Source organism: Burkholderia sp. PAMC 28687 (genome assembly GCF_001577465.1).
Taxonomy (GTDB): domain Bacteria; phylum Pseudomonadota; class Gammaproteobacteria; order Burkholderiales; family Burkholderiaceae; genus Caballeronia.
Genome location: NZ_CP014506.1, coordinates 1,183,722 through 1,208,708, shown reverse-complemented (window position 1 = coordinate 1,208,708; position 24,987 = coordinate 1,183,722). Strand labels below are relative to the sequence as shown.

Below are 24,987 nucleotides of genomic sequence, written 5' to 3'. Positions count from 1 at the left end.
GTATTTGTGCATGCATGGGTGCTCGCCGGCGCCTTGTCAAGCGGGCTGTGCGCCGGTCGCATGCTCAGAACACCCGCTCAACATTTCACATTCCAATTCACCGCCCGAGCGGTTCGCGCCTTAAGAACCAGGCGATGTTTCGATGTCCGCACTAACTGATTGCAGCCAGTCGATGAACGCCCGCATATGAATCGGTTTGTCAGCGTCATGCGAGATCAACGCGTAGTAAGTAGACCCTAACGACCACAGTTCAGGAAACGGCGTCTGCAGCCGGCCGCTTGCACAATCGGCCTCGAGCGTTGGAAATGGTCCGATGCCGAAACCTAATGCGTCGGACACGGCTTGCAGCGTCACAAAAAAATGATCGAACCTTAACGTGCGATTGGCTCGAAGCGTGGGGCATCCCGCGGCTTTGACCCATGCTTCCCAGTCGCCCGGACGGGTTTCGCTTGTCAACCAGGTTTCATTGCTCAATTGTTCAACGGTCTTGACGCCTGATCGCAAAATCAGCGCGGGACTCGCAATGACTGTATTCGACTCCCGGAAAAGTGGCCACGTCTGATACTGGCCACTGCTCGGTACTTCCCGTCGTATGGCCATATCGAAACTGCCTCTTAGCGCCGCTTCCGTGGACATGACGGTCGACACGCGCACGTCTACATCCGGGCAGCGCTCAGCGAACGACGGCAATTGGGGTATCAGCCAGCGCATTGCGACCGTGGCCGATGCGCTCACCCGGATGACCTTCAGATGCCGGCTCTTTCCATAGCGCTCCGCAGCATCCGCTATGTGGTCGAACGCCGCTGTGATCTCGCGGGCGAGCGCGCGGGCGTGGGGAGACGCCGCCATGCTTTGCCCGTCCCGGAAGAACAAAGGCTGTCCGAGCCACTCCTCAAGAATTGCGATCTGCCGACTGACGGCGCCGTGCGTCAGGTTCAGCTCTTTGGCTGCGGCCGAATAGCTCCCCGCTCGGGCGGCCACTTCAAAGATACGCAGCGCGTTCAGAGGCGGCAGTTTTTGTCTCATATGTGAGTTCTATGCACAGGGGGAGCGATATTTTATCGATTGTGTGAGCTGATTGAACATCATACGCTGTACTCATTCACCTGAAGGAGACAACCATGACTGAACGAATCAACGTGAATTCCCGGTCCTATCGACTGCCGTCAGTGCCCACGATCATCGTCTGCATCGACGGGTGCGAGCAGGAATACATCAATCAGGCAATCCAGGCGGGCAAGGCGCCTTTTCTTGCGAGTCTTCCTGCCTTTGGCACGGTGACCGCAGGGGACTGCGTGGTTCCCTCGTTCACCAACCCGAACAACCTGTCGATTGTTTGCGGAGCGCCGCCCTCGGTCCACGGTATCTGCGGCAACTTCTTCTTCGATCAGGAAGCGAATGAAGAGGTCCTGATGAACGACGCAAAATATCTTCGAGCCCCGACAATCCTCGCTGAACTCGTCCGGGCCGGCCAGCGCGTAGCGGTGGTGACGGCCAAGGACAAGCTGCGCAGCCTGCTTGGACATCAGATGAAAGGAATCTGCTTTTCAGCGGAAAAGGCAGATCAAGTCAATCTTGTCGAGCATGGGATCGAGAACATCGTGGCACGGGTGGATATGCCGGTGCCCCCTGTGTATAGCGCGGAACTGTCGGAATTTGTGTTTGCCGCAGGCCTTTCCTTACTGAACAACGAGCGTCCCGACTTGATGTATTTGTCGACGACCGACTACGTACAACACAAGCACGCGCCAGGCACGCCTGAAGCGAATGCGTTCTACGAGATGATGGACGGCTATTTCAGCCGATACCACGAACTCGGCGCAGTCGTGGCGATTACGGCCGACCACGGAATGAACGCAAAGACCGATGCGATCGGCAGGCCGAATATCGTGTTCCTGCAAGACTTGCTGGACGCTCGTTATGGGCAGGCGTTCGCGCGCGTGCTCCTGCCTATCACCGATCCCTATGTAGTGCATCACGGCGCGCTGGGCGGATACGCGACCATCTACTTGCGCGACCCCGAAAGTCAGCGCGATGTCACTGCCTTCCTTGCCGGCATCGCGGGTGTGGAGGCGGTATTCACGCGGGCGCAAGCGAGCGAAAAATTCGAAGTGCCTCAAGATCGGATCGGCGATCTCGTCGTGCTCGGAGAGCGACTGACGGTGCTGGGCAGCGCTGCCGACAAACACGACCTGACTGGCCTGACCGTTCCATTGCGCTCCCACGGCGGACTGTCCGAGCAGCGAGTCCCCCTCATTTTCAACCGCAAGCTGGTGGATGTAGATGACGCCCGGCGCTTGCGTAATTTCGACGTGATCGACATCGCGCTCAATCACCTCGGCTGATACAACAACCCGGCTAGCGCAGCGAAGACTGCGCCCCGCACGGAGACAAGCATGCCTTCAGATACATCAAATAGCCTGGAATCCCAGGCTGTGTTGCGAAGCGCCACCTTTGCCCAGTACAAATGGCGCGCGCTGGTCGGTGTCACGTTTTGCTACTTGTTCTACTACACCGGACGCCAGACCCTCGGCTTCGCCGTCGCCGGTATCCAGCACGATTACGGCTTGTCGAAATATCAGATTGGCTGGATCAGCGCGACCATGCTCTGGTGTTACGCCGGCGGCCAGTTCGTCAACGGCAATCTCGGCGACAAACTCGGCGGCAAGGCCATGATGATCGGTGGAGCGGTCCTGTCATTGGCGGCGAACTGGGTCTTCAGTTTCGGCCACACTTTTTTGTTCTTTCTTCTCGCGTGGGGAGCAAACGGCTACTTCCAGTCGATGGGTTTTGCGCCCGGCAGCCGCTTGCTGTCGAACTGGTGGGGTCACACGAATCGCGGTTTCGTTTATGGTGTGTACATCGGCTTTTCCGGCTTCTCTTCGGTGCTCGCTTACGTCTTCCCGGTCGTCATCCTGGGCGCGATGCATCTCGACTGGATCTGGATCTTCAGGCTTGCGCCATTGTCGATGCTGCTCGGCGCACTGGTCTTGTTGCTGTTCGTATCGGAGCGTCCGGAAGACCGGTCAATACGTTCGGCAGACCCCGCGGACGATACACCCCGTCTTCCAGCGCAAGACGAGCTGACCAGCGCGCAGCGATACTCGATCGTGCTGCGGAACTGGAAGCTTTATATCACCGGGCTCGCCATTGGTTTGCAGAACGCCGCACGCTATGCATTGGTCGTCTGGGTGCCCGTGCATTATCTCGGCATGGACTGGAAGAGTTCGGCGGCGCTGATCGATCCGAAGTGGATCACCATTGCCTTGCCCATAGGAATGGCGCTAGGTTCGCTGTCGAATAGCTGGATATCCGACGTGCTGTTTCAGGGAAAGCGTTACCTGGCCATCGTCTGGTACATGGTGCTGGCATCGACCACTGCGATCATCATGATGTTCATCCCGCACGCCAGCATGCTCGCAATCGGTTTGCTGTTTCTTTGCGGTTTCTTCGTCTTCGGGCCGGCGTCGTCGTTCTGGGCGCTTTGCCCGGATATTTTCGGACGTCGCGTTGCAGGTACCGCGACTGGTGTTCTCAACACCATGTCTTATATCTTTGCAGGCATTGGCGAGCCGGTGATCGGCCGCATCATCGACTCGACCGGAAACACAGCAATCATCTTCCCGATCGTCGCAGGACTGTGCGCGGCCAGCGCCGTGCTGTCCATGTCGATCAAACAATGAGGGTGCAAACCGGTTGCGCTGCGGGTCAGGACGTTTCGGACTGTCCGACGATCACACTTCGCCAATTTTGGTGTTGAATAGCGCTCAACCTGGCGGGGGGCGCTCTTATACGGTTCTCATGTAATGATCAAATGCGGCCACGAGTTGCTGGATCGCCTGATCGAGTTCATCTGCCGGCGCTCCTAAAGGCTGAGTCAGGCGCATCGCTTCCTTCGACGCCAAGGATTTCAGCAACCCGGCGGTCAGCTCATCGTAGCGATTGGCCCGCTCCCGGTCGTCTGCGTCGGGTTCTCCGCGCCGAAGGACTTCGATCACCGCGGCGGCGCCACGAACCACTCGCACCGCGACGGTCAAGTTCCGCAGTTGTTCGAGCCGTGCAGAGCGCCGCTGGCCCTCCAGGAGCATACGTTCTCTCGCAGCTTCAAGCCGTGAGCTGGCCAGACCGGCTTCGCGTTGCAGGCTATCGAGCATGGCAGTCGATTCTCCAGTCATCCGAAGCGCGGCGGATGCGAACGCCATGTTGGCAGAAAGCGCGGCTGAGATCGCGGCATTCAGCGCATCACTCGCCTTCGGCGGCCAGAAAAGAAAGCTCGCCGCCACACCAACGCAGGCGCCGACAAATTCGTTTGTAAGACGAGCGACAATCAATCCCTCTGCCGGATGGATGAAATCCGACATCAGCATGAACATCGGCGTCAGGAAGACAACGAACAGGCCGTAGTTCACCAGCCTCACTGCAGCGGTCACCGCGGCGAGCGGCAAAATTGCCAACGTTACCGCCAGCGGTCCGGACAGACTCGTCAGAAGAACAGCGGCGATCGCTCCATCGATGAGGCTGCCGCATGCACGCTCCAGCACGCGCAACCATGTATTGGTGGAGACCGGTTGAGTCACGACGATTGCAGCGATCGCGCCCCAGTATGCAAACGTGACACTGAGCGATGTGCCGATCGCGAAAGCAAGCACCGATGCGACAGCCACCCTCAGCGCATGGACATAGACCAGTCTTTCGATTTTGACCGCATGAGTGTCGGGAGGCGAGGGCGTCCCAGGGGCCATATCAAGCGCGTATCGATCGTCTGTGAGGCGAGCGATGGCGCTTGCCGCAAAGGCAATGGCAGTTGCTGTCTGGTCCGTCCGTTCAGCCGCTTGTCGCAACAGCGCTTCACGCTGCCGGCGCGTGAGATAGGTAGCCGCCAATTCGGGACCGTGACCGTCTGATTTTCGCGAATGCGACTGGCGGCAGTGTAACGATTTCGGCCTTCGAGATCGCGGACTGGGTCGTTGCCAACCGATCATTCCGCACGACTTTACCTGCTACGATGACTTTGTCCATTCAAGGAGAAGCGGTCGATGACGAACGTAGAGGCGCTTCGCGCATTTTATGCGCGATATATAACAGCGAAAGGCGCGTGCAGAGACCCGAGAATCGAGGACGCATTTGCGATGGTCGAAAGGGAAAAGTACCTGGGCCCCGGTCCATGGAACGCTTACACGCTGACGGGATACGTTAAAGTGGCCCCCGCTTTTGAGACAACGGTTTAAGCTGTGGTCTGAAAGTGGATGAAGGCGAATGGTGGAAAGCAAAAAGAGGAAGATTCACGGCTCAGAGTTCAAGGCAAAGGTGGGCTTGGAAGCGGTGCGCGGCGTGAAGACGATCAACGAGATAGCGCAGCTGTATGATGTGCATCCAGTGATGGTTGGGCAATGGAAGAAGGAAATTCTCGCTAACGCCGGCGCGTTGTTTGAGAACAAGCGCGGTCCGAAACCGGAGGCGGCACGAGACGGCGAGGATCGTTTGTATGGCGAGATCGGGCGGCTGAAGATGGAGCTGGACTGGCTTAAAAAAAAGTCCGGCTTGTAAGTCGTCTGGTCCGACTTGGCTGGATTGATCATGACGAGACTCTGCCGATTGTCCGACAGTGCGAGCTGGCCAGCGTCGCGCGCTCGAGCGCATATCGCCTGGGCATGGTGCATGAAGCTGATCAAACCGATTTGCAATTGTGTGCCCTGATTGACGAGGAATATACGCGGCATCCGTTTTATGGCAGCCGACGCATGGTGGTATTTTTACTAAGGCAGGGCCATCTGGTCAACCGAAAACGGGCGCAGCGTCTAATGCGCACAATGGGTCTGACGGGCATGGCGCCGGGCCCCGCGACGAGCGTCAAACATCCGGGGCACAAGGTCTATCCGTACTTGCTGCGCGGTTTGCCGATCGTACGGTCCAACCATGTGTGGAGCACGGATATTACGTATATCAGGCTCGCACGTGGCTTCGCGTATCTGGTAGCAGTGATCGACTGGTATTCGCGTCGCGTGCTGTCCTGGCGTATCAGCAACAACATGGATGTGTCGTTTTGCGTGGACTGCCTGGAAGAAGCTCTTATTCTGCATGGCAAGCCGATGATTTTCAACAGCGATCAAGGGTCGCAATTCACAAGTGCGGCCTTTACGGGGGTGCTGCTACGCGAACAAATCGCAATCAGCATGGACGGGCGCGGCCGAGCGTTCGACAACATCTTTGTCGAGCGACTGTGGCGCAACGTCAAGCACGAGGACGTGTATTTGAACGGATATGAAACGATGGGCGAGCTCACGCTCGGCATGACGCGTTACTTCGATTTTTACAATAGCGAACGACCGCACCAGTCACTGGACTACCAAACACCTAACATCGTGTACGCGAGCGGGCATGGTGGCGGCGCTCTCATCGTCGACAAGTTTGGCTCTGGAAAAGAAAAAACAGGGCAGCGCTGTTCCGCTGCAAGCGTAGATCTGAGTACAGCTTAAATCCAATCAAAAGCTGTCTTGACGGACGGGTCCACTTTACGTCTCGACCGACACATCCGACCCTGCCGTTCTCTATCAGGACATTCTAATCGGGCTCAAGACCGACCAAGGCATCAACAACGGCGAGCCGAGCCTGCAAGCACGCTGTCTGGACGCTGCAGCCATCTCGCCGGGCGAGACCATCACACACATTGGTTCGGGAACCGGCTATTACACGGCACTTCTCGCGCGTCTCACCGGGGAAGCCGGGCGCGTAACCGCTTATGAGATTAACCCGGGGCTCGGTGCGCATGCGACGTCGAACCTTGCTCATCTGGCGCACGTTCGGGTGCTGGAAGAAAGCGGAGCTGATGCGGTGCTGCCGCGATCGGATCTGATTTACGTGAGCGCGGGCGCGACGCACCCATTGAATAGCTGGATCGAAGCACTCAATGAAGGTGGCCGTCTGATCTTCCCATTGACGCCGAACCGCGGTCTGGGCGGCATGCTGCTTGTGACACGCGTCGCCGCAGACTCATACGCGGCAAAGTTCATTTGCCCGGCGACGTTCATCGATTGCATCGGCGCTCGCGATGATGCGACCGGGGAATCTTTGGTCAACGCGTTCGAATCAAATACTAACGATGCCGTCAAGTCGCTGAGGCGCAAAACTTCCGCGGACCAATCTGCGTGGTTCGTGGGGGACGATTGGTGGCTGTCGACCTCCGAGCCGCTCGATGCCGCTGATTGATATCGAGGTCGCATCGCCTGACGACGTTCAGTGCATTACTGCCGGGAGGACGTCACGGCATCTTTGGTTCCGACCAGCTCTGCGGTCAGACTCAACCGACTCACGTTTGAGCGAGCACGATGTCGCGGGCGCCTCCGGACTGAATCATGATGTACACCACGTCGTCGGCCGTCTCATTCCTGACGTGATGCATGACACCCGGTTCGACCGTGTGATGATCGAAGATTTGGGTTCTGTCGATCAGATCGCCGATTTTCTTTTCGACGGTCAACACGCCTCGAACGACGACAAAGCGGTCACGCACGGTCGTATGGAAGTGCCATTGCGTTTCGCCGCCGGCGCGGACCGTGGTCCTGGAGACGCTGTAGTCTTCCTCTGTCAGCAAGGTTTCGTAGAGAACCTTGCTGTTTGCGAGCGGGATGTTTGTATCTGTCATTTGAGCTCCTTATGTCTCGCGGATGCGATGAACTATTCGTTGACGCGGCCTTAATGTAAGTTCGGCGACGTTCCACGGGTAGCGATAAATTTGTGCACAATGCTGTGAGTTAAATCGACGTCCAAACCGCATGCGCCGACTTCCCCCTCTCAACGCGCTTCGCGCCTTTGACGCAGCCGCTCGGCAGCTCAGCATCTCGGCCGCCGCGCAGGAACTGCACGTGACCCACAGTGCCGTGAGCCATCAAGTTCGCCAACTGGAGGAGTGGCTCGGCAAGTCACTGTTTGTGCGCCACGCGGGCGGCGTGCGGTTGACGGATGAAGGGCAGAGCCTGAAGCAGGCCGCCGACCAGATTTTTGCGCTGCTGGAGACCCGTTGCGCGGAGATCGCGCAGCACGCGCCGATAGCCGAAATCGTACTGGGCGCTCCGGGCAGCTTCTTGTCGCACTGGCTCATTGCGCGGCTCGACCGGTTCGAGGCGGCCAATCTGGACATCCGGGTCCGCTTGCAAATGAGTACGTCGATGGACGATCTGCAGCGGCATGTTGTCGATTGCCTGATCGTCGGTGACCGAACGTGGCCAGCGGATGTCGAGGCTGTGAACCTCTTTGAAGAAACCGTTGGTCCTGTCTGCGCGCCGGACTGGCCTCATGGCATTGCGACGCCGGCCGATCTGATCGGGCAGCCGCTTCTGCATACAACTTCGCGTCCCCACGCGTGGGTGGAATGGGCGGCTCGGAATGGAGTCGATCCAGCGCTGTTTGCGAGCGGTCGTCGGTTTGACCACTTGTCGTTGCTTCTGGAAGCGGCGGCCGCCGGTTTTGGCGTTGCGATCGCGCCTGCGTTACTGGTCGAGCGCGAGTTATCGAAGGAAAGATTGATCGCTCCACTCGGGTTCGGACCGAGCGACGCCTTTTTCGCTTTCTGCACGATGCGCGGCCGGCCCGACAAAGCACTTCTCCGCCTGCGCGAGTGGCTCAAGACGCAGAGGCTGCATACGGCGACAACCACCTGATTTAAAGTGGGCGCCTCCGGCAGCCGACCGAAAAACCGGAACCGCAATGTGGAGCGATCAATTGCGCGAGTCGATGCGGGCAAGCAGACACGCGAACGCATTCGCCATCGCCTGCTAAGATTGCTTTTCGAAATCATGACAACCAAGCGAGCTTTATGCGCACTACGGTGCCAGACGATGCTGTGCGACCATCCGTGGCCATGGTCGACCCACCGCCGGTGCTCCACTGGTCGTCCAAAGGGGGCGCGCACGCCACGCCTGAAACGCGTGAGGGGCGTACGCCATGCCGGTCTCCGGAATACGGATCAACGGCGATACCTCACGTCGTCTGGACTTACTGGAATGGGACGCCACTGCCGCGTATCGTCGATGCTTGCTTGCTGAGTTGGCGCAGACACTTGACGGGATACCGTGTTAGGTTGCTAGGTCCTGACAGTCTGCCGTCAGGCCTGCCGCCGTTGCCACGCGGTTTTGCGCTGTGGGCGCCACAGGTTCAATCGGACTGGGTAAGGCTGGCAGTATTGACGACGTTCGGAGGCGTCTGGATGGACGCGACGACGCTTTTGTCCAGCTTGCCGCACACCTCGGCATCAGCAGACGACAAGATGCCTCCCTCGCCGCTATCCTTTGTCGAGGCTCTGGACACGCTCGACCGGCCGGATCTTATCGGCTATTTCAACTCGGAGCGCACGTACGACACGGCGTATCCAATGCTGGAGAACTGGTTTTTGGCGGCGCCTGCGCGTAGTGTCTTCATGACGCACTGGTTCCATACCTTCAGTGCCATGCTCATGCCGGACGGCCGCAGCGATATTGACCACGTAGTGAAGGGAGTGACGATCCCAGCCTTGTTGCAGGGTTTCAGCCATGCACCCCAATATTTCGCCTGCCATGCAGCGGCACAGTGGGTCATGCGGCAACACGGCGGACGACTCGCGTTGATACCGGCCGAACTGGATGCATTCCTGGAACCGCATTCACGCGGGTGGGACTCTGAGCGCGTGTGCAACTGGTTGTGCGATGCGTCCGCGGGTGGGAAGCGACCATCGGCAAGACCGCTGACCAAACTGATTAGCTTGCTCTGGCGTCCGCTGGAGGAGCGGTTGCAGCGCGGGGATTTCCACCGCGAGTCGATCCTTGGGGAACTCGGCTCCGCCTCGCATGCGTGACAATCGAACGCGATTACGAATACGCGGCCGTTCACGGCAAGCTTCCAAAAGAATTAAGGGTTAACACTTAGTTTCAACAATAATGCTTTGTCCTGTCGATGCTTAATACGGTGCGGCCCCCGGTCTAGACTTCAATCACTGAAACGCAAACGGGTGTTTGCGAAAAACCAAGTCTGGAGGTAAAGCATCATGAAACTCGTTCAATCGCTCATCGTTGCCGTTGCGTTGGTCGTTCCGGCTGTCTCGTCTTTCGCTCAATCAAATCAACCCGTAACCCGCGCCGAAGTGAAGGCGCAACTGGTCCAACTGGAAAAAGCAGGCTATAACCCGACTGGCGATCAAACGCAATATCCGGCGAACATTCAAGCGGCTGAAGCGCGCGTGAATAGCGACAACGTGGCAGCCAACAGTTTTGGCGGCGTGGCGGATGGCACATCGGCATCGGGTAGCCATCATTCAATGCGCGCGGTCGAAGGCGACGTCGCTCGCGTCGGTCACAAGATTGGCTCGTCGGTCCGCCCGGATGCCAACGATGGAATGCAACCGGTGTATTTCGGTTCGTAAGGATTGAGACTGGTCAAAGATGCAAACTGAAGGCGCGCAAAAGATTGCGCGCCTTGTTCTTTTTAGCGCTGGACCGGCAATCGGCGTTGCCTGCCCAGCCAATTGCCGCGGCCGCCTCCGGTTCGCATGAAATGAGACCAGCCAAAAAATCGTGTTGCGTGCGTAGCGCGAACCTTGCTCAAGATTGTCGATGGACGACCGTTAACCCGATGAAGCGCTAGCAATAGTCGGGACATCATGAATCATCGACCGAACCATTTCGACACTCTCAAACTCGCACACGATGCACCCACGGAAGTCGTTCGCGCGGCGTACAAGGCGCTAAGTCAGCGTTACCATCCGGACCGGAATGCTGCACCGGAAGCGGCCGAGATCATGTGCTCGCTCAATCTTGCTTACAGCATCTTGAGTGATCCGCTGAAGCGCCAGGAATATGAGTATGAGCTGGCGCTTGCGAGACATAAGTCGCCGGCGGGCACGCTTGCTCGTCGAACGAATCCATCCAGCGAAGATTATTGGCCCCGAGGCAGAACACGAGCACGCCGACGGCAGAGAGCCGTCACCCGCTTTTCCTTGCTGATGTGCCTCGTGTTCAGTTCTGCCGTAGCGGCAGTTTTTATTCAATCGGAACACGCTTATGCCTTAAGCATGGGCACGCATGAGCAATCTTTCCCAATCAATGCAGCGCACTACAAGCAATCCGCGTTGCAACTATCGCGGGCAGATCGCTCGTCCGAGTAGGCCGACAGCCTGACAGCAGACAAGGACTCAAGGAAGGGGAGAGGCGCTTCCTTATCCCTCATGAATATTCCAGACCATTGGAAACAGCGGATGTTCCATGGGCAAGCCTTCGGGCAAGTCTGCCGCAAGGCCTGGGAATTCCGGCGAGGTTCTCCACGGTCTCGGTGCATGCCGGACATCGTCGCCAATGAACCGTACTGAAAAAGCCCTGCGACGATGCGCACCCGGGACGCCGCCCGATGCATGCAGCGTCAGCATGTTGAAACACACCATGTCGCCAGGCTCGAGCGCCCAGCCGCGTACATCGAAAGCTTCACGATCGCCATCGATGTCAGGCAAATCCGCGAGACTCCCCTCCGGAAACCACTTCGCCTCGTTTTCCATGAACGTGCGGGGCATCAGCCACGGCCCGCGATGTGAACCCATGACAAACTCGAGCGTGGATTCGCGCGACACCGGGTCCACAGGAATCCACATGCTGACGTTATCCGATCCCACGATATTGTAGTAGGGCTGGTCCTGATGCCAGGGCGTCCGCTGCCGAGTGTTCGGTTCTTTAACCAGCACGTGATCATGGTAGAGCCGCACTGTCTTCCCACCGATCAACGCCGCCGCGGCGGTCGGCGCCGGCGACTCGAAAATGAAATGCCGATATGCCACGTTCTCCTGCCAGTTGCAAAAGTCTTCAAAAAACCAGCCGGGGTCGTCGGGGCGGCTAGCAGTCTTCGCGCGACTACTGGGTTGCGCGATGTTGTGATCGATTCCGGAACGAAGCCGAGCGATCTCGTCCGCGTTGAACAGACCCCGGATGCATACCGCGCCATTCTGGCGAAACTCTCGAACCGTGTTCGGCGTGACCGCTTTCGCCACGCGCGCTTCAAAGTCTGACGTCATCTCCGGCTCCCTCAGTCGCCATAAATATTGAAATCGAAGTACTTGTGGGCAAGCCGGTTGTAAGTGCCATCATGTCGTATCGCGGCAATGCCGGTGTTCAGTTTCGCAGCCAGGGCGGTGTTGTCCTTGCGTACACCAATGGCCACACCGTCGCCCGCGACTCGCTTGTCTTTGACCTCTTCTCCTGCAAACGAATAACCCTTGCCACGCGGGGTCTTGAGGAAGCCGATGTCCGCTTGCACTGCAGACTGGAAGGCTCCATCCAGGCGACCCGTGGTCAGGTCCTGATAAATCGCATCCTGCGTAGGATATGAAATGACCGTCACGCCTTGCGGAGCCCACTCCGCCTTGGCGAAGGTCTCCTGCATCGAACCCTGGTCCACGCCGATTCGCTTGCCTTTTAGCGACGCGGCTTCAGGCACGAGCGTTGAGCCTGTTGCCGCTACCAGACGGGAAGGGCCGTTATAGATCTTGTCGGTGAAATCGATCTGCTGTTTGCGTACCGCCGTGGCGGACATGGCCGACAAGATGGCATCGAACTTCCGCGCTTGCAAAGCCGGGATCATGGCGTCGAAGCTCTGTTCGACCCAGACGCATCTGGCATGCAGGTTCGCGCAAATTGCATTGCCCAGGTCGATGTCAAACCCGACGAGCGTCCCGTCCGGCGCCTTTGATTCAAACGGCGGATAAGTCGGATCGACCCCGAAGCGGATCACTTTCGAATCCTGCGCGTGGGCAGCGAGAGGCAGTAGCGCGAGCAGCAGCAGATTCAGTAAGCTATAGCGTTTCATGGTGCGATTCCTGGGTGAGTGGATCGGTCCGGCGCGTCTTTATCCGGGGGCGTTGAAACGAGGGAACTCATCGCGCGAGCAAAGACCTGCTGTGCGCGCAATGCCGTCAACTCGCGCCAGTGAGTATCGGCGGGGAAGAAATGTTCCAGCAATGCGGCCTTGATGCGACGGCCCGTTGCATCGAAGGGATCGCCGAACAGGTGCAGCCAGTGGTCGTCACGCAATAATCGATGCGAGCGCGCAGGGTCGTATGTCCCGCATTCGATAACGAATTGCATCAGGTCCACGTCACTGAGCTGGTCGAGCATGGCTTGCGATGTATAGCCCGTTGCAGTGGCAGCAATGCCGGTGTCAGTGGTGGATGATGGACTCGTGACAATGGTATGCAGCCACGGACCGTAGAGTGCCTGCATGCGCGACAGCATCGGGTAAGCCTTTGCAGTGATCGCCATCAGCATGGGATGGCCAAATGCGCCTGCGCCAGTGTGCAAGTCAAAGCATATTGCCGTCTGCGCGTCGGCAACGTGCTTTTCCATGATCGCGCGCAGAGTGCGGTTGCTCCAGGCCGGCTCGCGGCCACCGAAAAACAGGCCGTCGGCGTGCACGTACTGTCCCGCTTCCACGACGCTCATCACTGCAGCATTGCCATCGCGGGCAATGCACGCCGCCAATGTTGCGTCGGCAATGCTGCGAGCCGGGCCTTCGAGTTCAGGACACAGGTAAATTGGGTGCATCAATTCATAACCGGCGTTAGCCGGGAGGGGGCGGTCGAACGCGACATAATTTCGATTCAGATCGACGTTATCTTCCGTTACGCGCCGCAGCCACGCCGTTCCCCACGGATTCACGAGATGGACGATCACGACGCTCACGCCTTCGGGGACGCCGTGTGTTCGAAGAGAATCGAGTAGCGCGATCTGGCAGTCGGAACCATAAAAGCCTTCGACGCCATGGGTCCCCGACAGCACGACCAAGCGGGAGGGCGCACACGGATCGCCAAGCACTGCGACATCCGTGACGAGCGTTTCTTCCCGCGGTCCTTTCAGCGGATGCAGCCACTCTGTCATGGATGCATCTGCCATGCGGGCAGCGCTCAGAAAGCGCTCACGCTGGCGATCGAATGAGGGCGCTTCAAGAAAATACGAATTCATTTAGGTATCTTAAATGTGAAAAGATGACTGTTCCGCATTATCGTGTTGCTCCGCGTCGATCAGGCGTTGCACGCCCCGGCGAAATCGTGTTGGTCCCGCGTCGAGCGCGAGGTTGATATTCGGTGTCCGCCGGTTTGCCATCCCGGCATGCACGGCGGCGAGGATCACGCGATCTTCATCGAATGCGTGGCGCACGTCTTCATTGAATTGCTCCGACACGAGCGCGTCGCTCCGGTCGAAATTTCGAGCCTGGAACCAGTAATAGCGCGTGGTCGATTCGTCTACAGGCGTCAAGAAGTTATAGGAGTTCATGAGGAACACATCGGGATGCATGGGTCCGGACTCGCTGCCGCTGCCCGCAGGCGTAAAAACAGCCTTGATCACAGCGTGCGATGGAAAGCGCACTTCGTATTGCTGTTTCCGGTCGCAGCGCCCACTGAACTTGACATAGCGTGCGTAGAAAGGCGCGACCTCCACGTTGCGCATCCAGCGCGACACCGTCACACCTTTTCCGTTTTCCAGGGTGCTGAGCGGTTCGCCCTCGCACGCTGCATTGCCAAACGACGATGGATGCACCCATGCGACATGCGACGGATCGAGAAGGTTGTCGGTGACATACAGGTAGTGGCAATCGACAGTCATTGCGTCGCCCTGATTGATGCCCCACGCGGGGTCACCCCATTCCGGCACCTCGATAATGGCGGCTGGATCCGCATGTTCCGGCGGTCCCATCCATAGCCACACCAAACCATAGCGCTCGTGCGCCGGATAGCTTTGTACCCGTGCACCAGGCGGAATGCGCGCGTTGCCAGGCGCGCGAACGCACGTGCCCGAGCCATCGAATGTCAGTCCGTGATATCCGCATTCAACGTGTTCGCCTTTCAGGCGCCCCATCGATAACGGCAACTTGCGATGCGGACAGGCGTCTTCCAGTGCGGCTACGGACCCGTCGTGCTGGCGGTACAGCACGACCGCCTCGCCCAGCAGCCGCGTTGCGTGGAGCCCGGGTCCGACTTCGTCGCTGCGGGCAGCGACATACCATGCGTTTCTGACGAACATGAATGCATTCCTTGACTTTCACCGGTTTCTATCCGGTCGATGTCCAAAGCTTAGGAAGTCAATATTCAAAAGAATAGAGGGGTGATTTTGCGAGTTCGTTTAGAATTTCTAAAATGACACAGCCGGAGAACTCTGATGGATACGTTGCCGCCTCTGCGTGCACTGCAAGTGTTCGATACGCTGGGGCGTTGCCAGGGCGTGATCGAAACCGCTCGACGATTGGGTGTTTCTCCGGGCGCCGTCAGTCAGCAGATTAAGCAATTGGAGGACGCGGTTGGCATGCGTTTGCTTGCTAAAGAAGGCAAGCGGTTGAGATTGACTGAAGCCGGGCGGATTTATCACGCCAGTTGCGCGCAGGCGTTCGAAAGTCTGCGGCTGGCGCGTGCGGAACTGGAGCGGGGCAAACTGAAGCGTAGCCTGAGCATCAGCGCGTTGCCGTCGGTCTTGTCGAAGTGGCTTGCGCCACGCATCTATTCCTGGCAGCGGGAGCATCCCGAGATCGACATCTTTCTCGATGGCACACATTCGGAACCGTCACCCGATGGTCATCACATCGATTTCCGCATTACCTATGGCGAAAGCCTCGATCAATCCGGAACGCGCGCTGAACTGTTCCGCGACAAGGTCGTGCCTGCGTGCAGTCCCACTTTGATTGACGGGAAGGTGCTGGCTCACCCTGGCGACATACTCAATCATCCGTTGTTGTCGATTGACTGGCTGCCCAAATTTTCGTCGCCACCGTCATGGCGGGACTGGTGTGCGGTAAATGACGTGGACGACGATGGCGCTCGCGCCACCCGGCTGGTCTTTTCACTGTCGAGCCTGGCAATACAAGCGGCCATTGATGGCGAAGGGTTCGTACTCGCGCAGACGTCCATGATTGCCGCCGATGTTGCGGCTGGCCGGCTTGTCGTGCCTTTTCCCGCCGGCGTGACGCTCTTGTCACCGTACTTCGTTACTTGGCAGGCTAGTGCGTTCGATCACTCGCACTGCCGCGCGTTTCATCGATGGATTCTGACGCAGGGAAGGGAGCAACAATCAGTCAACGACATGCTCGCCGGTTGAGCGGTTCGACCAGCAGGCCATTCATGGGGGTCGGTTGAAATACGTTCCCGGAGAATCGAAACCGGTTTCTCAGCAACGACCACGCGTTAAATTCCAAAACGTAATTTTACATAAGATAAATTATCCACTTTTTGCATGTAGGGGCAATATCCTAATGTCGTGTTTTAGCAATATAGAAATGTCGTGTTCTGCTGTTGGTGCCAAGCTGGGAACTTCCGATCAGACGATGGGAGTTCGCCATGAAACCAATCGGACTGGTGACACTAAATATGCGCGAACTCGATCGTCTCAAAGTGATTCAGGCTGTCGTGGACCGGATGCTCAAACCGGGCCTGGCGGCTGAGCGTTTGAATTTGACGGTGCGCCAGGTCGAGCGTTTGGTGCTGCGGTACAAGCAAACGGGCGCAGCCGGTGTGGGCTCGGCAGCGCGAGGTCGTCCAGGCAATCGAAAGCTTGATGAGGTAACGGCATGCCGGGCACTGGTTTTGATTCGCGACCGATACGCCGACTTTGGCCCAACGCTTGCCTGCGAGAAGCTGCGCGAATGCCATGGTTTAACGCTTTCAAAGGAAACGGTTCGCCACCTGATGACCGACGCCGGCCTGTGGATTCCACGCAAGCAGCGCCCGCCCAAGATCCATCAGCCGAGGAACCCGCGTTCGTGCCTGGGCGAGCTGATCCAGATCGATGGTAGCGATCACCGATGGTTTGAAGACCGGGCGCCAGCGTGCACGCTGCTGGTGTTTATTGACGATGCCACAAGCCAACTGATGACGTTGCACTTTACGGCGACCGAATCGACGTTCAGTTATTTCGAGGCCACGCGCAAATACATCGAGGCGCACGGCAAGCCCGTGGCACTTTATAGCGACAAGGCCAGCGTGTTTCACTGCAACCAGCACGCGAGCACGCCCGACAAGGGCGTGACCCAATACGGGCGGGCCTTGTACGAGTTGAACGTGGACACGCTGTGTGCCAACAGCAGTCAGGCGAAGGGACGCGTGGAGCGGGCCAATCTCACCTTGCAGGACCGGTTGGTCAAAGAGTTGAGGCTGCGCAAGATCGATACGAAGGAGGCCGCCAACGCGTATGCGCCCCACTCATGGCCGACTTTAATGGGCGCTTCGCCAAGATCCCGAAGAGCGCATTTAACGCGCATCGGGCGCTCAGGAGCGATGAAGACCTCGACCTGATTCTGACGCACCGGGTATTGCGTTGCGTGTCGAACAGCCTGACATTGCAGTACGACCGGGTCATCTACATGCTTGACGACACGCCGCAAACACGTGCCCTCGCCCATCACTACATCGATGTCTATGAATACCCGGATGGGCGTATCGAAATCCGGGCACATGGCAGCGCGCTGGCGTATCGTCAATACGACAGGCTATCGGCGATGGACCAGGGTGCCGAGGTCGACAACAAGCGCCTTGAGCATGTGTTGGCGCTATCGCGCCAGGTGCAGATGGAGCGCGACAACCGACGTATCTCGGGTTCACCGTCGCGGACCAATCAGGGTGAACCGGTGAAACCGAAGATGCGGGCCAACAACACGCGCAAACAACGCGAGCTCAAGCGAATCGACATGAACGCGATGATGCTAAGAAGCGCCGAACTGCGGGCAGCCGCGGTGGGGAAATGAGCTTTTTAAAGAGAGATTGATAAAGTCAAAACCCGACATTTCTAAAAAGTTTGAACCCCGACATCTGAACTTAGCCTCGACACCCACATGTTAGGGCTTTTTAGAAATATCCCCTTTCCGCTAAATAGAAATGTCGGGTTTAGGCGTAGTTTCATTGTCGGGCAAGCGCGTGTGGAGCGCGGGCGGTGAACACCAATGGGACGACCAAGGATCGATTGTTGATTGATCTTAGTCAAACGGGAAAAGCACGATCTTGCTACTCTCATAGTAGCCGCTGGGTTTGGTTCAGAAATACTACCCTTGATGAAAGCTCGTGTCGTGAAGGACAGGTACCGCGGCCGCACCCGGTCGTCATGTCGCAACACGGACACAGATGTCGGCAATGACAAGCTTTTTCTTATCTGCGGAGCTTCATACGGCCGAAACGTCTCGACCAGAACAATCGACGCCATCGGACGATGGCTCGCGTTCATCTCAGGTGTCGCTAACGCGGAGATCCCTTGCCTTGGGACAGCCCGTTCTATACTAGCCGCATTAGATATGCTCGTTTGATCGGATCCGCTCCTTCCCCCTGCGTCCACGCTGCAACTGCGGGTGGGCACTGCTCGTCCATGGCTGAGCTCACCCTGTCACGCTGGCAGCCTACACTCGCCGCTTGTTCCTGCGACACTGACTTGTGTGAGGCTGAGCATATTCCCAGAAGGTGCTTGCTGACCATTCTGAACTCACGCTGCAAACTCTGACAGAGCAGTCGCAACACTTTGTCGATATTCCGCTCAAAGCAGCACGGAGCCGAAGCACCGCTAGCGCGTTGACAGAGTCACCCGTGACATCCAATTCCATCTCTACGGAACAAACTCAAATGGAAAGCATTCCCGCTACACTCATCCCCGGAGATGGTATCGGGCCCGAGGTCGTTGCAGCCACAGTCCACGTCCTGGATGCCCTCGGCTCTCCTTTCGTCTGGGATATTCAACAAGCGGGCATCGCGGGAGTCACGGATTGTGGCGACTCACTGCCAGTGAAGACACTCGAGAGCATACGTAAGACCCAACTCGTACTAAAAGGGCCGTTGACGACGCCAATCGGAGACGGATTCCGATCGTCTAACGTACGCCTTCGTGAGGAATTTAATCTTTTTGCGAACGTCAGACCCGTAAGTACACTCATTCCTGGACGCTACGATAAGGTCGATTTGGTGCTTGTCAGGGAAAATTTGGGGGGATTCTACGTTGCGCACGAGTACTATATCCCAGTCGGTGACGATCCCAAAGCAGTCGCGGTTGCGACTGGAGTCAATACACGCGACGCCTGCATAAAGATCGCAAGATTTGCCTTCGAATACGCCGTAAAGCACGGCAGAAAGAAAATTACGATTGTCCATAAAGCAAATATTTTAAAGGCTCTCACCGGGTTGTTTCTCGAGGCTGCTCGAGAGGTCGCCTTAGAGTACAAAGATCAAGTTGAAACGGACGACATAATTGTTGACGCTTGTGCGATGCAGCTCGTGCTGAACCCTTGGAAGTTCGATATGCTCTTATGCACAAATCTATTCGGAGATATTCTCTCGGACCAGCTAGCGGGGCTAGTAGGCGGTCTTGGCATGGCTCCAGGTGCCAACTACGGCAGCGACATCGCAATATTTGAAGCCGTTCATGGGTCCGCTCCGGACATCGCAGGCAAAGGAGTTGCCAATCCAATCTCCGTATTGCTGGCCTCAGCTTTGATGCTGGAGCACGTAGGGCTGGGTGAACTCGCTAGCCGATTGCGAACCTCGATAACCACAACATTAAGGACGGACCGGATATGGACTCGTGATCTTAACGGCACTGCGTCGACGGGCCAGTTTTCCGAGGCAGTGATTCGTCGGCTTGCGACGACGTAGCGTGGGTAAGTGCCTAAGTTTCATTTCCGCTGTCAGGCCGTTATGTTGGCGCACCGCAACGTTGTAGCAGCCAAGCGGCGATTCATATCTTGGAAGCCGCAACGCTGTCTCCGTGCGGGCGGTGATACGTTGCTTTGCGGTACCCAGCGTCACTTACTATGGCGCAATGACCTAGGCATCTGCGCTGCCGCACGAAGCATGAAGAATTTTACCGTGATGTACATCCCATCGAAAAGGGAATCTAAGTGTGCGGAGTAAACGAATTTCAGAATGGCGAGTCTGACAGGCAATCCCATCCTGATTACCTGCCTGCCGATGAAATGTGCTGTTGAACTGACCGAAGCGGAGACGAAGACCTTGCAACAACTCTCGCGCAAGCATCCTCATCAAGACTTTCGAACCCGAGGGCTGGGTCTGCTGGAGCTTGGCAGCGGCCGACGGGTTCATGAGATCGCCGTCGAGCTCGATGTGAGCGACAAGTCGGTGTACAACTGGGTGCATTCCTGGAACGACAGGGGCCTGTGTGGTTTGCTGACCGGGCATAAAGGCGGGCGGCCTCGCGCGTTGTCTGATGCCTTGATCGCCACTGCCATCGAAGCGGCCCGCACCGAATCGATGACGCTCAAGCAGATCGCGCTGCGCATTGAGGAGGTGCATGGCCAGCCTTTGCCATGCCGCCTGGAAACGCTGTCGGTGGCGCTCAAGCGCGCGGGGTTTTCCTACAAACGTGGCCGCTACTCGCTCAAAAAAAGCGCGACGAACTGGAGTTCGCCGTGAAAGCAGGCACGCTCTCAAAGTTGCAGCAGGCCGCTCGTGATGGGGCGTGCCGCCTGGTCTACTTTGACCAATCAGGGTTCTGCGCTTCACCGCCGGTGCAACGCGGCTGGTCGCCCATCGGCGAGCCACACCGTGTTGTTCCTCGGCCGCATTGCAGACGCTCGGTCCTCGGCGCATTTGATTTCGGCGCCAACCTTCTGAAGCATGAAGTCAGCAAGGCGACCATCAAACGCCCCGCCGTCGTTGAGTTTCTTGACCAGATCGCGAAGGACGGCTCGCCCGGTCTGATGACGGTGGTCGTCCTCGACAACGCCTCGATTCATCACAACATCGAGCAGGAAACGATCGACCGGTGGTTTCTCGAGCATCGCATGGTGCTCTTCCATCTGCCGCCCTACAGTCCCGAGCTGAACCTGATCGAAATCGTTTGGAAGCATGCAAAGTATCACTGGCGACGTTTCGTTACCTGGACCAAGGAAACCATCGATGCTGAGATCGGCAAACTGCTCGCCGCCTACGGCTCAGAATTTGAAATCCGTTTCGCCTGAACACTTACACTATCGCCGGTCTATGCAATCTCGAATTTAATAAAACCGCATCACACTCCGTGAGCTACGCTGTAAAGCAATCGATTTTTTTTTCCGACCTAATGCACGGGTACCGGACCGAGTCGATGAACGATACAAGGATCTTCGCCGAAAAACCTTCTACTCCGGCGTCATTGCGTATCGAGGCAGGCTGATCGTAAAGACACAGCCTTTACCGGCTTCGTCTCGCACACTGAGAGTGCCACCCATTGACTCAATGCTACGCCGGGCTATCGAAAGGCCGAGGCCGAGGCCAGACTTGTTAATTCCGTTCTGGACAAATGGTAAAAACATCCTTTCCGCGGATCCGCTTGGCAATCCACCGCAATGATCCTTTACATCTACGAGTATTCGGTCGGACTCTGCATAAGCGTCTAATGTAACTTCGGTATGCAACCGTGTAAATTTAAATGCATTTTGCAATAGATTTATTACTGATGCATAAAGCAGATCGCGGTTTCCACGAATACCCAACCGAGAGTCAACGTGAGAAACGTGAAATACGCATCCGCTCACGGTGGCCGCCAAGTCTGCCGATTGCCTCACATCAGCAATAAGGTCCGCCAGCGAGAAAATGGTGGGTCTAAGGCTTTTTTCGGCGGTATTTCTAATTTCACCCAGCGATTGGTCGATGAGATCAGTAAGAGCGTCAAGACTACGCTCCAAAACGGTCCCCGTGGCACCAGATAATGTTAGGTTACCCGCTTTGGCGGCCGCGAACGCCAGCGTTGCCGTACCTAGAAAGTTTCGCAGTTCGTGTGAAAAAAACCCTAGCCGTTCGTTCATTTCGATAATCTTTTCACTTGCCACGGCCACATCACGCTGGTAACTAAATTCAGTAACGGCGTCAGCAATAGCATTATCAAGGCACCGATTTAGTGTTCGAAACTCATCTACCAAGAAAGGAGCGTCGCGTTCGTATGCAAGGTCCGTGATAGCCTGGCATAGATCGCCGTAGTCATGGACGACCTGGTCAACTGAGAACCCAAGATCAAGCAGCGTACGTCCGTGAAGCGCTGCCGACACGCCCATCTCTGACCGCGCCGAAGTGCCATCCGACGGGCCCGAAATTTTTCGGCTCTCCATTGGATCGATCGATTGCTCAATACAAAGCGTTCGAATCAATTGGTCCAAAAAAGTAGGGACTCCGTCCTGAAGTTGCTGCGCTGTCGCTGCCCGCTCGGGTCTCTGCGCCACTTTTATTCGACAACGATCGATCAGATCACTTCGATTATTGGTAAGGAAATCATGCATCATGTGCAGCACCTCCTAAAGAATGCTGTATGCGTAGCATCACCAGCATGCGGCTCCGGTCGTTGATATTACAAACGCCAATTTGTATGCCCCCTTTAAACGGTGGCGCATACCGAGACAATAGGCATCTCGGCGGTCCCTTCCATAGCATGCTCAGACAAGAACCAACCGAACAAGTCGAGCCCAACGCCTTTTCTAGGGCCGTCAGCGATCAGAGGTGGACGTTAACCGTTTATCGAGCGCATCGGGAAGGAGAATTAAATTCAATCTGCGGAGTGATTAACATTCGCCTCTACTGTCCTACTTCGCACCCGTTCGTCACTACAACATAAACCCGATCATAAATTGCTTAGGCACGCCCTTAACGGGGAAAGATTTTTTTTGGGCTAGTCCAACAATGCTCACTCTGACCGCTGTAAGGCAACAAAAGTAGACATGTTCTGAGCCGATTGCTCCGGTGCCTACTGGTGTCCAACTGATTTGGTGGACGCCACAACTGTTTTTCCTGAAAAAACGCACCGATAAGTGCAGCAATTTTTCAGCAAAAAAAGACGCCCGGAAACCAACAATCTTACTCGATTTTGTGTGGCTCCTTCATCTCATTCGAAAATCAGTGATTTGAACTAAAGGAAACTACCTACTGAAAGATGAAAATGTAAGATTGGCGGCATTCGTCTGGACATTACAAAATCGACACCAGGATGAAAACGCTCGCGACATGACATAAGCCCAAAAATAGGGGTCGCCCGGAATTCTCATTATTGATCGCTCATCGAAAGTGTTACTATTTTGAGTCGTACTCCCATCGGATGTTTGTTTAACTGAAAATGATCTAGGTAGTCCGTATCAAGACCATTAGGAGAGTAAGTTGAAGGTACTGTTCGTTGACGACCAGAGAGATTTGGCGGATATGATGGCAGACCTTGCCTCAGGGTTTGGTCACGAGACGCAATGCGCCTATGATGGAGCAACTGCTCTCGAACGTACCTCGCACGAAGCGTTTGACGTTGTAGTTCTGGACATTTCCCTGCCTGACCTTGATGGGGAAGAACTATGCCGGCTGATCCGAAAAGGCCGATCCAAAGAAGCACAGGTGATCGCACTTACTGGACACCGCGATCTCAGTAAGCTTGACGATATTTCGGTCTTCAATAACCGCTTTCTCAAGCCGATCACTGTTCGACAACTACGTGGGATCCTGGATCGCTCCTAAACCGCACCGATCGGCACAACAAAATTCGCCAAGCCGACGTTGGAACCTGCGCTCGAGGAATCGAAATCTGCGAAGACGTCTTGAAGACTGTCACCACCGTCTTGAACCGCTTACTACTTTCCTCCATGCATCGACCGCCGTGGCTTGCATGTTCCTTAGCGTTGCAACGCGTCCCATCTCCCCAGTTTCACCCGGGGTACTGAGAAATTGCGGTCAGTGGCCGGCACCAAAAGTGACATGCTGGAGGTGTGCTGACGCGTTCCCCGTGGTGAAGTTCCAAGTCAAATTGATCGGAGCTTTGTCACGTGCGCCAGAAAATGTCGCCGTGTAGGTCGTATTTGCGACAAGCGGAGTGCAGGGTAACAAAAAGACAACGCCGTCAGCGAGCAGGTTGTTTGGATCGACGACGGCAGTCATCACGGAATTAAGCTTCCCGCCTCTCGAGATCAAAATATGAGCGGGAATTACGAGACCACGGGTGGAGTCTTCAAGAGTGAATTTTGCGACGGACAAAGTATTTCGATCCTGCGCATTTACCATGACCATGATCGGCCGACCTAGGGCGGAGGGTCCGAATCCCAAGTGTGGCAATTCAGGAGCCATAGTGAGTAAAACCTGGGTCTCGCCATCGTAGGGAACGTGAACCACTGCAGTTGGAGGTATCTGCTGGCCGCCGCTATAAATGCCCGTGTTGGGTCCCGGCGCCCCTTTTACCCCACCCGCAGTCCCGAACTCGGTAGTGCAAACGTAGATCGGATACGTAGCACTTTCCGGAACGAAACCAAGTCCAATGGATTCTTGGTTTTTTAAAAGCGGTACTAAATGATAAACTGAATTAATAGCTTGTCCTATGCAGTCGCGCGCGTAAGCGGCAGGATCCATCTGGTGACGCCCCGCCGCGATGATTTCCCCTACCCACTCCTTCATCGCGACGCCCGCCTTGCGGGCGCGCGAGAGCGGTGTGTCAGCATAGTAATTCGCAAATCCGGACGCTTCGTCATGTGACAACTCGGTGAGCCCGCCCGATGCGAGATTTGAAGCCAGATACAACGCGTGGGCCTGCGCCGCCGTGTCGAGCCTCGGGTCTTGGCGAAGCTTTCCGACATGCACTGAGACACGATAGGCGTTGACTAGCTCAAACGCTTTCGCTTGATAGCTTGATGTCTCGTAGGTTGGAGCCCGCACGCTATTTTGCAGCGCGCGCCGATGGCTAAAAGGCTCCCCCTGATGGGTCGTATTGTCATTCTTTTCGGACTGATTTGCTGCTTGAAACGAATCATGCTCGCCGAGCCCGGTGCACGCAGCAAGCAAGATCGAAAATATGGCCAAAGCTGTTGTAGTTGTTTTCGTCTGTTGCATCGGGTAAAGATTGCCTGGCAACCGGTCTATAAATTTGGGAGCGACGAAAACGCGCCACGCGCTGTCGCAAGCGGAACCGCTCATTGAGCTTGAGTTTTTTTCGCACGCCCAAAGCCCGGCTACAACGGTTACACCGAAGGAAGATAGCGATCGAGCGAGGCGTTGCTTTCGACAGGACC

General features: G+C 56.6%; 22 protein-coding genes and 2 pseudogenes. 15 read left to right on the top strand and 9 right to left on the bottom strand.

The window, feature by feature from the left end; genetic code table 11:
* Positions 1-120 precede the first annotated feature (120 nt).
* Positions 121-1,026 carry a LysR substrate-binding domain-containing protein gene (locus tag AX768_RS20710; RefSeq protein WP_062001902.1) on the bottom strand — a complete coding sequence of 302 codons (906 nt, stop codon included), beginning with the start codon at positions 1,024-1,026 and terminating at the stop codon, positions 121-123.
* A gap of 95 nt (positions 1,027-1,121) precedes the next feature.
* On the opposite strand from AX768_RS20710, the gene phnA reads away from it, so the two are divergent.
* Positions 1,122-2,345 carry a phosphonoacetate hydrolase gene (gene phnA, locus AX768_RS20705; protein WP_062001901.1) on the top strand — a complete coding sequence of 408 codons (1,224 nt, stop codon included), beginning with the start codon at positions 1,122-1,124 and terminating at the stop codon, positions 2,343-2,345.
* Between the two features lie 51 nt (positions 2,346-2,396).
* On the top strand, positions 2,397-3,683 hold the full coding sequence (locus AX768_RS20700) for an MFS transporter (RefSeq protein WP_062001900.1): 1,287 nt from the start codon (positions 2,397-2,399) through the stop codon (positions 3,681-3,683).
* Positions 3,684-3,788: 105 nt separating this feature from the next.
* Here AX768_RS20700 and AX768_RS20695 read toward each other — a convergent pair whose 3' ends face one another.
* Positions 3,789-4,982, bottom strand: coding sequence for an FUSC family protein (locus AX768_RS20695; RefSeq protein ID WP_082778970.1), 1,194 nt, complete (start codon positions 4,980-4,982; stop codon positions 3,789-3,791).
* A 274-nt stretch (positions 4,983-5,256) separates the two neighbouring features.
* Here AX768_RS20695 and AX768_RS20680 point away from each other — a divergent pair.
* Positions 5,257-6,476, top strand: a protein-coding gene (locus AX768_RS20680; protein ID WP_231941439.1) for an IS3 family transposase whose coding sequence is annotated in 2 segments (ribosomal slippage) — positions 5,257-5,542 and positions 5,542-6,476 — 1,221 coding nt in all. Because the reading frame shifts where the segments join, the coding sequence is not laid out codon by codon here.
* 82 nt (positions 6,477-6,558) lie between these two features.
* On the top strand, positions 6,559-7,206 hold the full coding sequence (locus AX768_RS20675) for a protein-L-isoaspartate O-methyltransferase family protein (RefSeq protein ID WP_082778969.1): 648 nt from the start codon (positions 6,559-6,561) through the stop codon (positions 7,204-7,206).
* A gap of 100 nt (positions 7,207-7,306) precedes the next feature.
* On the opposite strand, the gene AX768_RS20670 is transcribed toward AX768_RS20675, so the two are convergent.
* The gene (locus tag AX768_RS20670; RefSeq protein ID WP_062001895.1) at positions 7,307-7,642 is read right to left on the bottom strand and encodes a cupin domain-containing protein; all 336 of its coding nucleotides are present in this window, start codon (positions 7,640-7,642) and stop codon (positions 7,307-7,309) included.
* A gap of 130 nt (positions 7,643-7,772) precedes the next feature.
* On the opposite strand from AX768_RS20670, the gene AX768_RS20665 reads away from it, so the two are divergent.
* The 5 genes and pseudogenes from AX768_RS20665 to AX768_RS32125 all read left to right on the top strand — a co-directional run bounded on the left by AX768_RS20665 (position 7,773) and on the right by AX768_RS32125 (position 11,131).
* A complete protein-coding gene (locus AX768_RS20665) occupies positions 7,773-8,657 on the top strand; it encodes a LysR substrate-binding domain-containing protein (RefSeq protein ID WP_062001894.1) in 885 nt (294 codons plus the stop codon).
* A gap of 155 nt (positions 8,658-8,812) precedes the next feature.
* Positions 8,813-9,193: pseudogene (locus AX768_RS34495) on the top strand (hypothetical protein); the annotation flags it as partial.
* Between the two features lie 9 nt (positions 9,194-9,202).
* Positions 9,203-9,826 carry a hypothetical protein gene (locus AX768_RS33305; protein WP_062001893.1) on the top strand — a complete coding sequence of 208 codons (624 nt, stop codon included), beginning with the start codon at positions 9,203-9,205 and terminating at the stop codon, positions 9,824-9,826.
* 189 nt (positions 9,827-10,015) lie between these two features.
* Complete coding sequence (locus tag AX768_RS20655) at positions 10,016-10,390, top strand: DUF4148 domain-containing protein (protein ID WP_062001892.1); 375 nt, start codon at positions 10,016-10,018, stop codon at positions 10,388-10,390.
* A gap of 237 nt (positions 10,391-10,627) precedes the next feature.
* Positions 10,628-11,131, top strand: coding sequence for a J domain-containing protein (locus tag AX768_RS32125; protein WP_082778968.1), 504 nt, complete (start codon positions 10,628-10,630; stop codon positions 11,129-11,131).
* Positions 11,132-11,182: 51 nt separating this feature from the next.
* Here AX768_RS32125 and AX768_RS20650 read toward each other — a convergent pair whose 3' ends face one another.
* Genes AX768_RS20650 through AX768_RS20635 form a run of 4 tightly spaced genes read right to left on the bottom strand, consistent with a single transcriptional unit; the run spans position 11,183 to position 15,026 of the window.
* Positions 11,183-12,025 carry a phytanoyl-CoA dioxygenase family protein gene (locus AX768_RS20650; protein WP_062001891.1) on the bottom strand — a complete coding sequence of 281 codons (843 nt, stop codon included), beginning with the start codon at positions 12,023-12,025 and terminating at the stop codon, positions 11,183-11,185.
* A gap of 11 nt (positions 12,026-12,036) precedes the next feature.
* A complete protein-coding gene (locus AX768_RS20645; RefSeq protein ID WP_062001890.1) occupies positions 12,037-12,816 on the bottom strand; it encodes an ABC transporter substrate-binding protein in 780 nt (259 codons plus the stop codon).
* Positions 12,813-13,967: a DUF2817 domain-containing protein gene (locus tag AX768_RS20640; RefSeq protein ID WP_062001889.1), complete on the bottom strand. Its 1,155-nt coding sequence runs from the start codon at positions 13,965-13,967 to the stop codon at positions 12,813-12,815. The genes AX768_RS20645 and AX768_RS20640 overlap by 4 nt, the downstream gene beginning before the upstream one ends.
* Positions 13,968-13,976: 9 nt before the next feature.
* Complete coding sequence (locus AX768_RS20635) at positions 13,977-15,026, bottom strand: aromatic ring-hydroxylating dioxygenase subunit alpha (protein WP_062001888.1); 1,050 nt, start codon at positions 15,024-15,026, stop codon at positions 13,977-13,979.
* A 135-nt stretch (positions 15,027-15,161) separates the two neighbouring features.
* On the opposite strand from AX768_RS20635, the gene AX768_RS20630 reads away from it, so the two are divergent.
* The 5 genes and pseudogenes from AX768_RS20630 to AX768_RS20610 all read left to right on the top strand — a co-directional run bounded on the left by AX768_RS20630 (position 15,162) and on the right by AX768_RS20610 (position 20,943).
* Positions 15,162-16,091, top strand: coding sequence for a LysR substrate-binding domain-containing protein (locus AX768_RS20630; protein ID WP_062001887.1), 930 nt, complete (start codon positions 15,162-15,164; stop codon positions 16,089-16,091).
* 239 nt (positions 16,092-16,330) lie between these two features.
* Positions 16,331-17,733, top strand: a pseudogene (locus AX768_RS20625) (ISNCY family transposase).
* Between the two features lie 862 nt (positions 17,734-18,595).
* Positions 18,596-19,618 (top strand): isocitrate/isopropylmalate dehydrogenase family protein, encoded by a 1,023-nt coding sequence (locus AX768_RS20620; protein ID WP_062001886.1) that lies wholly within the window; start codon positions 18,596-18,598, stop codon positions 19,616-19,618.
* Positions 19,619-19,888: 270 nt separating this feature from the next.
* A complete protein-coding gene (locus AX768_RS20615; protein ID WP_231941265.1) occupies positions 19,889-20,395 on the top strand; it encodes a helix-turn-helix domain-containing protein in 507 nt (168 codons plus the stop codon).
* Positions 20,392-20,943 (top strand): IS630 family transposase, encoded by a 552-nt coding sequence (locus AX768_RS20610; RefSeq protein ID WP_197672636.1) that lies wholly within the window; start codon positions 20,392-20,394, stop codon positions 20,941-20,943. The genes AX768_RS20615 and AX768_RS20610 overlap by 4 nt, the downstream gene beginning before the upstream one ends.
* Positions 20,944-21,102: 159 nt before the next feature.
* Here AX768_RS20610 and AX768_RS20605 read toward each other — a convergent pair whose 3' ends face one another.
* A complete protein-coding gene (locus AX768_RS20605) occupies positions 21,103-22,239 on the bottom strand; it encodes a sensor histidine kinase (protein ID WP_172811994.1) in 1,137 nt (378 codons plus the stop codon).
* Between the two features lie 865 nt (positions 22,240-23,104).
* On the opposite strand from AX768_RS20605, the gene AX768_RS20600 reads away from it, so the two are divergent.
* Entirely contained in the window at positions 23,105-23,449 is a 345-nt protein-coding gene (locus AX768_RS20600) for a response regulator transcription factor (RefSeq protein ID WP_062001885.1), read from the top strand.
* A gap of 213 nt (positions 23,450-23,662) precedes the next feature.
* Here AX768_RS20600 and AX768_RS20595 read toward each other — a convergent pair whose 3' ends face one another.
* The gene (locus AX768_RS20595; protein WP_082778967.1) at positions 23,663-24,892 is read right to left on the bottom strand and encodes a CAP domain-containing protein; all 1,230 of its coding nucleotides are present in this window, start codon (positions 24,890-24,892) and stop codon (positions 23,663-23,665) included.
* Between the last annotated feature and the right edge of the window lie 95 nt (positions 24,893-24,987).

Coding starts and splice junctions, on each gene's coding strand:
- AX768_RS20710 (WP_062001902.1), bottom strand. CDS start 1,026: ATGAGACAAAAACTGCCGCCTCTGAACGCGCTGCGTATCTTTGAAGTG.
- phnA (WP_062001901.1), top strand. CDS start 1,122: ATGACTGAACGAATCAACGTGAATTCCCGGTCCTATCGACTGCCGTCA.
- AX768_RS20700 (WP_062001900.1), top strand. CDS start 2,397: ATGCCTTCAGATACATCAAATAGCCTGGAATCCCAGGCTGTGTTGCGA.
- AX768_RS20695 (WP_082778970.1), bottom strand. CDS start 4,982: ATGATCGGTTGGCAACGACCCAGTCCGCGATCTCGAAGGCCGAAATCG.
- AX768_RS20670 (WP_062001895.1), bottom strand. CDS start 7,642: ATGACAGATACAAACATCCCGCTCGCAAACAGCAAGGTTCTCTACGAA.
- AX768_RS20665 (WP_062001894.1), top strand. CDS start 7,773: ATGCGCCGACTTCCCCCTCTCAACGCGCTTCGCGCCTTTGACGCAGCC.
- AX768_RS33305 (WP_062001893.1), top strand. CDS start 9,203: ATGGACGCGACGACGCTTTTGTCCAGCTTGCCGCACACCTCGGCATCA.
- AX768_RS20655 (WP_062001892.1), top strand. CDS start 10,016: ATGAAACTCGTTCAATCGCTCATCGTTGCCGTTGCGTTGGTCGTTCCG.
- AX768_RS32125 (WP_082778968.1), top strand. CDS start 10,628: ATGAATCATCGACCGAACCATTTCGACACTCTCAAACTCGCACACGAT.
- AX768_RS20650 (WP_062001891.1), bottom strand. CDS start 12,025: ATGACGTCAGACTTTGAAGCGCGCGTGGCGAAAGCGGTCACGCCGAAC.
- AX768_RS20645 (WP_062001890.1), bottom strand. CDS start 12,816: ATGAAACGCTATAGCTTACTGAATCTGCTGCTGCTCGCGCTACTGCCT.
- AX768_RS20640 (WP_062001889.1), bottom strand. CDS start 13,967: ATGAATTCGTATTTTCTTGAAGCGCCCTCATTCGATCGCCAGCGTGAG.
- AX768_RS20635 (WP_062001888.1), bottom strand. CDS start 15,026: ATGTTCGTCAGAAACGCATGGTATGTCGCTGCCCGCAGCGACGAAGTC.
- AX768_RS20630 (WP_062001887.1), top strand. CDS start 15,162: ATGGATACGTTGCCGCCTCTGCGTGCACTGCAAGTGTTCGATACGCTG.
- AX768_RS20620 (WP_062001886.1), top strand. CDS start 18,596: ATGGAAAGCATTCCCGCTACACTCATCCCCGGAGATGGTATCGGGCCC.
- AX768_RS20615 (WP_231941265.1), top strand. CDS start 19,889: ATGGCGAGTCTGACAGGCAATCCCATCCTGATTACCTGCCTGCCGATG.
- AX768_RS20605 (WP_172811994.1), bottom strand. CDS start 22,239: ATGATGCATGATTTCCTTACCAATAATCGAAGTGATCTGATCGATCGT.
- AX768_RS20595 (WP_082778967.1), bottom strand. CDS start 24,892: ATGAGCGGTTCCGCTTGCGACAGCGCGTGGCGCGTTTTCGTCGCTCCC.